The 4,738-nt window shown below is 69.8% G+C and carries 4 protein-coding genes; 2 read left to right on the top strand and 2 right to left on the bottom strand.

The window, feature by feature from the left end; genetic code table 11:
- Window positions 1–357: 357 nt before the first annotated feature.
- Complete coding sequence (gene smpB, locus VKH46_07025) at window positions 358–843, bottom strand: SsrA-binding protein SmpB (GenBank protein ID HKB70583.1); 486 nt, start codon at window positions 841–843, stop codon at window positions 358–360.
- 228 nt (window positions 844–1,071) lie between these two features.
- The gene (locus VKH46_07020; protein ID HKB70582.1) at window positions 1,072–2,679 is read right to left on the bottom strand and encodes an HD domain-containing phosphohydrolase; all 1,608 of its coding nucleotides are present in this window, start codon (window positions 2,677–2,679) and stop codon (window positions 1,072–1,074) included.
- Between the two features lie 382 nt (window positions 2,680–3,061).
- On the opposite strand from VKH46_07020, the gene lpxC reads away from it, so the two are divergent.
- Window positions 3,062–3,937, top strand: a complete 876-nt coding sequence (lpxC, locus tag VKH46_07015) for a UDP-3-O-acyl-N-acetylglucosamine deacetylase (protein HKB70581.1) — start codon at window positions 3,062–3,064, stop codon at window positions 3,935–3,937.
- Window positions 3,938–4,010: 73 nt separating this feature from the next.
- The gene (locus tag VKH46_07010; GenBank protein HKB70580.1) at window positions 4,011–4,577 is read left to right on the top strand and encodes a DUF4390 domain-containing protein; all 567 of its coding nucleotides are present in this window, start codon (window positions 4,011–4,013) and stop codon (window positions 4,575–4,577) included.
- Window positions 4,578–4,738 lie beyond the last annotated feature (161 nt).

Here is a 4,738-nt window from a genome sequence, read left to right as displayed (position 1 = left end):
GTCTGAGACTTCGATCCGCCGAAGCCCTCCGAAGCCTTGGCGAAGGGCGGGAAGGACCTGCCGCCGTCACGCGCTCCCGTCCCCCGAGCCAGATCCCGCCCCGCGACGGCCCCGCATCCCGTCGGGCTCGCGTCTCGCCGCGCCTCAACGCCGCGCACAATGACGAAGCGGCTCCTCGTGATCGCCCGACGGGCGGCTCAATCGCGAGAACGTCCAGGCGCGGCCAGACGTGCTGAAAGACGGGTTTCGGCGGGCCGGCCGGCGGCTAAGGCGTACGGAGAACGTACGTCGTGCCGGCGGCCGGCCCGACGGACCCGTATAGCAGCGCGTATGGTCCGCGCCGGCCAGTAGCATCCGCTACGACCGCCGGCGTTCTCGCATATCTCGATCCGCTTCGCGTTTGAGATCCTTCTCCCGGATCGTGTCCCGCTTGTCGTGGAGCTTCTTTCCCTTCACGAGCGCGATCTCCGCCTTGACCTTCGCGTTCTTGAAGTAGAGCTGCAGCGGAATGCAGGTGACGCCGCTGCGCGCGACGTCGGCGGCCCAGCGGTCGAGCTCCCGCCGGTGCGCGAGGATCTTGCGGTCCCGCTCGGGCGCGTGCCCGGTCCACGACGCCGGGCCGTACGGCGACACGTGGGCGTTGACGAGGAAGGCCTCCCCGTTTCGAAACTGCACGAACGAGTCCTTCAGGTTCGCTCTGCCCTCGCGCAGCGACTTGACCTCGCTCCCGGACAGCGCGAGACCGACCTCCATCCGGTCCTCGATGAAGTAGTCGTGGTACGCCTTCCGATTCGTCGCGATCACGCGCCGGGACGGGTCGCCTTTTGATGCCGCCGGTCGCATCGAGCGCTCTTCCGGAACGTCAGCCGCGACGACGAGGCGCGGCGAGACGCGAGCGAGACGGGATGCGGGCCGGCCGCGAGGTCCCGAGGCCTACCGGGGCGTAGGTCGCAGGGCCTCGCGGGCGGCTCGCGCCCGTATGGCCTTCGTACCGGCGTGCTCGGCGATCCCACGCATCCGCCGCTGACGCGGCGTCCACTGGATGCGCTCGATGTATCGCCGCGCCCGCCATTAAGACTTGTCCAGGCCTCCCGCGGCCACGAAGTCCCTGAACTTCGCCGCGAGATTCGGGTCGAACTGCGTGCCTCCCTTCGACTCGATGGTCTCGACAGCCTCGTCGCGGCTGATCGTCGGGCGGTAGGACGAGGGCGCCGTCATCGCGTCGAACGCCTCCACGATGTGGATGAGGCGCGCCCCGAACGGGATCTGCTCGCCTCGGAGCTGCTCGGGGTAGCCGCTGCCGTCGTAGCGCTCGTGATGGTGGAGCACGAGCGGAATGACGGGATAGGGGAACTCGACGTCGGCGATCAGCATCGCGCCGACGGAGGGGTGGTCGCGCGCGAGCCGGTACTCCGCCTCGGTGAGCGGGCGCTTCTCGGAGAGCCGGTCGTACGAGAGCTCCCGCAGGCCGACGTCGTGGAGCATCGCGGCGACCGTGATCTGCTCGACCGTCGCCTCCGGCAGATGGAGAAATCCCGCGAACCTCCGCGCCACGCGGGCGACGGAGAGGCTGTGCGACACGAGCGCGGAATACTTCTTCAGGCCGGGCTCGAGAAGACGCCGGATCAGGCCGCGATAGGCGTCGCGGTACCGGGCCGCTTCCCGCGTCTCGGACACCGACCGGCGGACGAGCAGGTGGACCTCCCGGACGGCCGCCGCGCGCGCGGGATCGGGCTCCGCCGCGAAAATCAGCGAGAACAGGATCGCGCGTCCCTCCTCCGAGACGAGCGCAGACGTCTGGAGGGCGCGGATTTCGTCGCGCGCGAGGTCGGTCCCGCCTTTCCCGTGCGGAAAATCGACGCTGAACCGGTTCTCGGAGGGCGCGACGCGCCCGGGAAAGAGGCGCGCGAAGACCTCCTGCGCGCTCGCGACGATGCTCTCCTGGGCGTCGCCGCCGACCGGCCGGCGGGATCCGATGTAGAACTCCGCCGTGCCCTCCGTCCAGAGCGAGAAGACGACGCCTGCGATGTCGGGCGCGAGGAGGAGCGTCGAGGCGAAGCCGCGAAAGAGGAGCGCCTCCCGCTGCGTGAGCGGCGGCCGGGAGGGAGGGTTCGTGACGCGGCGGATCTTCGGCCGAGGAAGCTCGGCCGGAACGGGTTCCGGGACCGCCGAGAACGTCGTGTCCGGCGCGGGCGCGTCGAAGAAGCCCGGCATCTCACCCGGCTCGGGGCCCGGCTCGGGGCTGCCGAGCGTCTGGCGGCGGATCTTGAGGATCTCCGCGACCACCGCGGCGATGGCGCGGGTATCTTCCGGGTAATACAGGTCACCGCCCGCCTTGTCCCGGCCCTCGATGATCCCGATCAGTCGGCCGTCGTCGTAGAGGGGTGCGGCGAGGAGCCGCGCGGTGTGCGAAGTCTCCATCTCGCGCCGGAGGGATTGAGCCTCGGCCGGCGAGTTGAAGTAGAACGGCCGCCGGAACCGGTTCACCCACTCGAGGAGGGGGTGGTCCTTCCCGAACTGCGCGACGGGAAGGTCGCGCGGGGAGAAGCCGTAATGCGTCACCAGACGGAATTCCCCCGTGGGTTCCATCAAGTACAGGGCGGACCGCGTCGTCTTGCTCTTCTCGAGGAGGGAAAAAAGCGCTTCCCGGTACCGCTGCTCCACCGCGGGATCAAGCATCGAGCGGCGATCGTAACATCGAGGCGCCTGCCGAAGTACGAAGCGACGGGCGCGAGGGCGGCGGCGAGCGCGGGCGGCGAGTCCGGCCAGAGCCGCCGGACGATCACGAGACGCGGCGGCGCGTCGGTCGTTCTCGCCGCCGCGAGCTCCGTCGAGCCGGACTGGTTGCAGCTCGGAATCGCGTCCCTGATCCGATCGCTCGGACGGTCCGGCAAGCTGCGGACGCCACCGTGGCGTTTCCGCAACGGTCGTGTGACCGAACCGCCACTCGGCGAGAATCGCGCGCGGAAATATCCAGAGTCAACAGTCGTTTTTTCAATAGAATAGCCGTGGCTCGAGGGCGATGTGTCCTGGCACGTCGGGTGCGATACACCTGCCACCGATGCGAGTTCAGACCACGCTCCGAACGCCGGTTTCGATCGAGGGGATCGGTCTCCACACGGGTCACCGGGTCCGCACGACGTTCCGTCCCGCGCCGGAAGACCACGGGATCGTCTTCCACCGCGACGACCATCCGTCGGTCGCGCTGCCGGCGCTCCCGGGAAGCGCGCTCGGCTTCGACCACGCGACGACGCTCGGCGTCGGCGACGTGCAGATCGGCACCGTCGAGCACGCGCTCTCGGCCGCCTTCGGGCTCGGCATCGACAACCTCGAAATCGAGGTCCGCGGCGACGAGCTCCCGATCCTCGACGGCTCCGCTCTCCCGTTCGTGCGCCTCTTCCAGGCGGCGGGCATCGAGCGGCAGCGCCGGCCGGCCCGGGTCCTCGCGATCGAGCGGCGGCGCGAGATCCGGCGCGGCGACAAATCGATCACGGTCCGGCCGGGCCGGGGGCTGACGATCACGTACGAGATCGATTTCCCGCACCGCGCCATCGGCCACCAGTCGATGACGCTCCACGTCGAGCCCGAGGCGTACGCGTCGCGCATCGCGCCGGCGCGCACGTTCGGGTTCACGCACGAGATCCACTACCTCCGCGAACGCGGCCTCGTCCGCGGCGGCTCGCTCCAGAACGCGATCGTCCTCGACGAGCAGAACGTCGTCTCGGGACCGCTCCGCTTCGCCGACGAGTTCGTGCGGCACAAGATCCTCGACCTCCTCGGCGACCTCGCGCTCCTCGGCCGGCCCGTCGAAGGGAAGGTCCATGCGCGCCGGGCGGGCCACGCCCTCCATGCGGAGCTCGTCCGCGAGCTCGCCGGAGAAGCGCTGCACCCCGCTTCCGCGGCCGCGTTCCGGGCCGAGCCCTCCTTCGCCGGCTGACCCGCACGTCTCCGGACGGCGGCGTTCCGCCTCGATCGGCGATCGGCGCATCCGGCGCTGTAAGATCCGTCCGGTGAACCGGATTCGAACGGGTTTCGTCGCCGCGGCGGCCGCGCTCCTGGCGTTTTCCGCGACCGCGCGCGCAGAAACGCCGCACATCTCCCCCCTCACCGTGGAGGTGAGCGGCAGCGACCTCTCCCTCACCTTCGTCTTGAACGGCGCGATCGACCCCGATCTCGCCCGGCGGATCGAGTCCGGCCTCGAGACCTCGATCGACTACGACGTCCGCCTCGCGGAACGCAACCGCTACTGGTTCGACCAGGACCTCGACGCGCACCACTTTCGCGTGACCGCCGCGTACAATCCGGTCAAGCGCGAGTACGTCGTCCGCGACTTCTGGGACCGCAAGCCCGCCGCGACGGTCGCGACCTCCGATTTCAGCGCGGCCGCCCGTCTCCTCGTCTCGCGGAGCCGGCTCCCCGCCTTCCGCGTGCGCCGCGGCTGGCCGCACAAGCACCTGTACGTCAAGATGCGCGCGTCGTACGATGCCGGCCACTTCTTCGCGCTCGCCCCCGTCGACTCGACGACCGAGTGGAAGAAGTCGAAGACGGTCAAGGTCCACGACGCGGACCTGCGCTGATGGCCGCCCCGGGCGCCTCGTTGCGGCACCGCCGCGAGACGAAGCTACTGGTCGCCGTCGCGCTCGCCTTCTTCTTCATCTGGGGAGGGATCTATCTTTCCCAGCAGGGAGGGAGTCCCCTTCCCGGCAGCACGCTCGTCAGCCGCGTGCCGCTCTTCATC

The organism is Thermoanaerobaculia bacterium (assembly GCA_035260525.1).
GTDB lineage: Bacteria > Acidobacteriota > Thermoanaerobaculia > UBA5066 > DATFVB01 > DATFVB01.
Note: the sequence above shows the minus strand (reverse complement) of the source record. Positions and strands in the feature narration are given on the sequence as shown.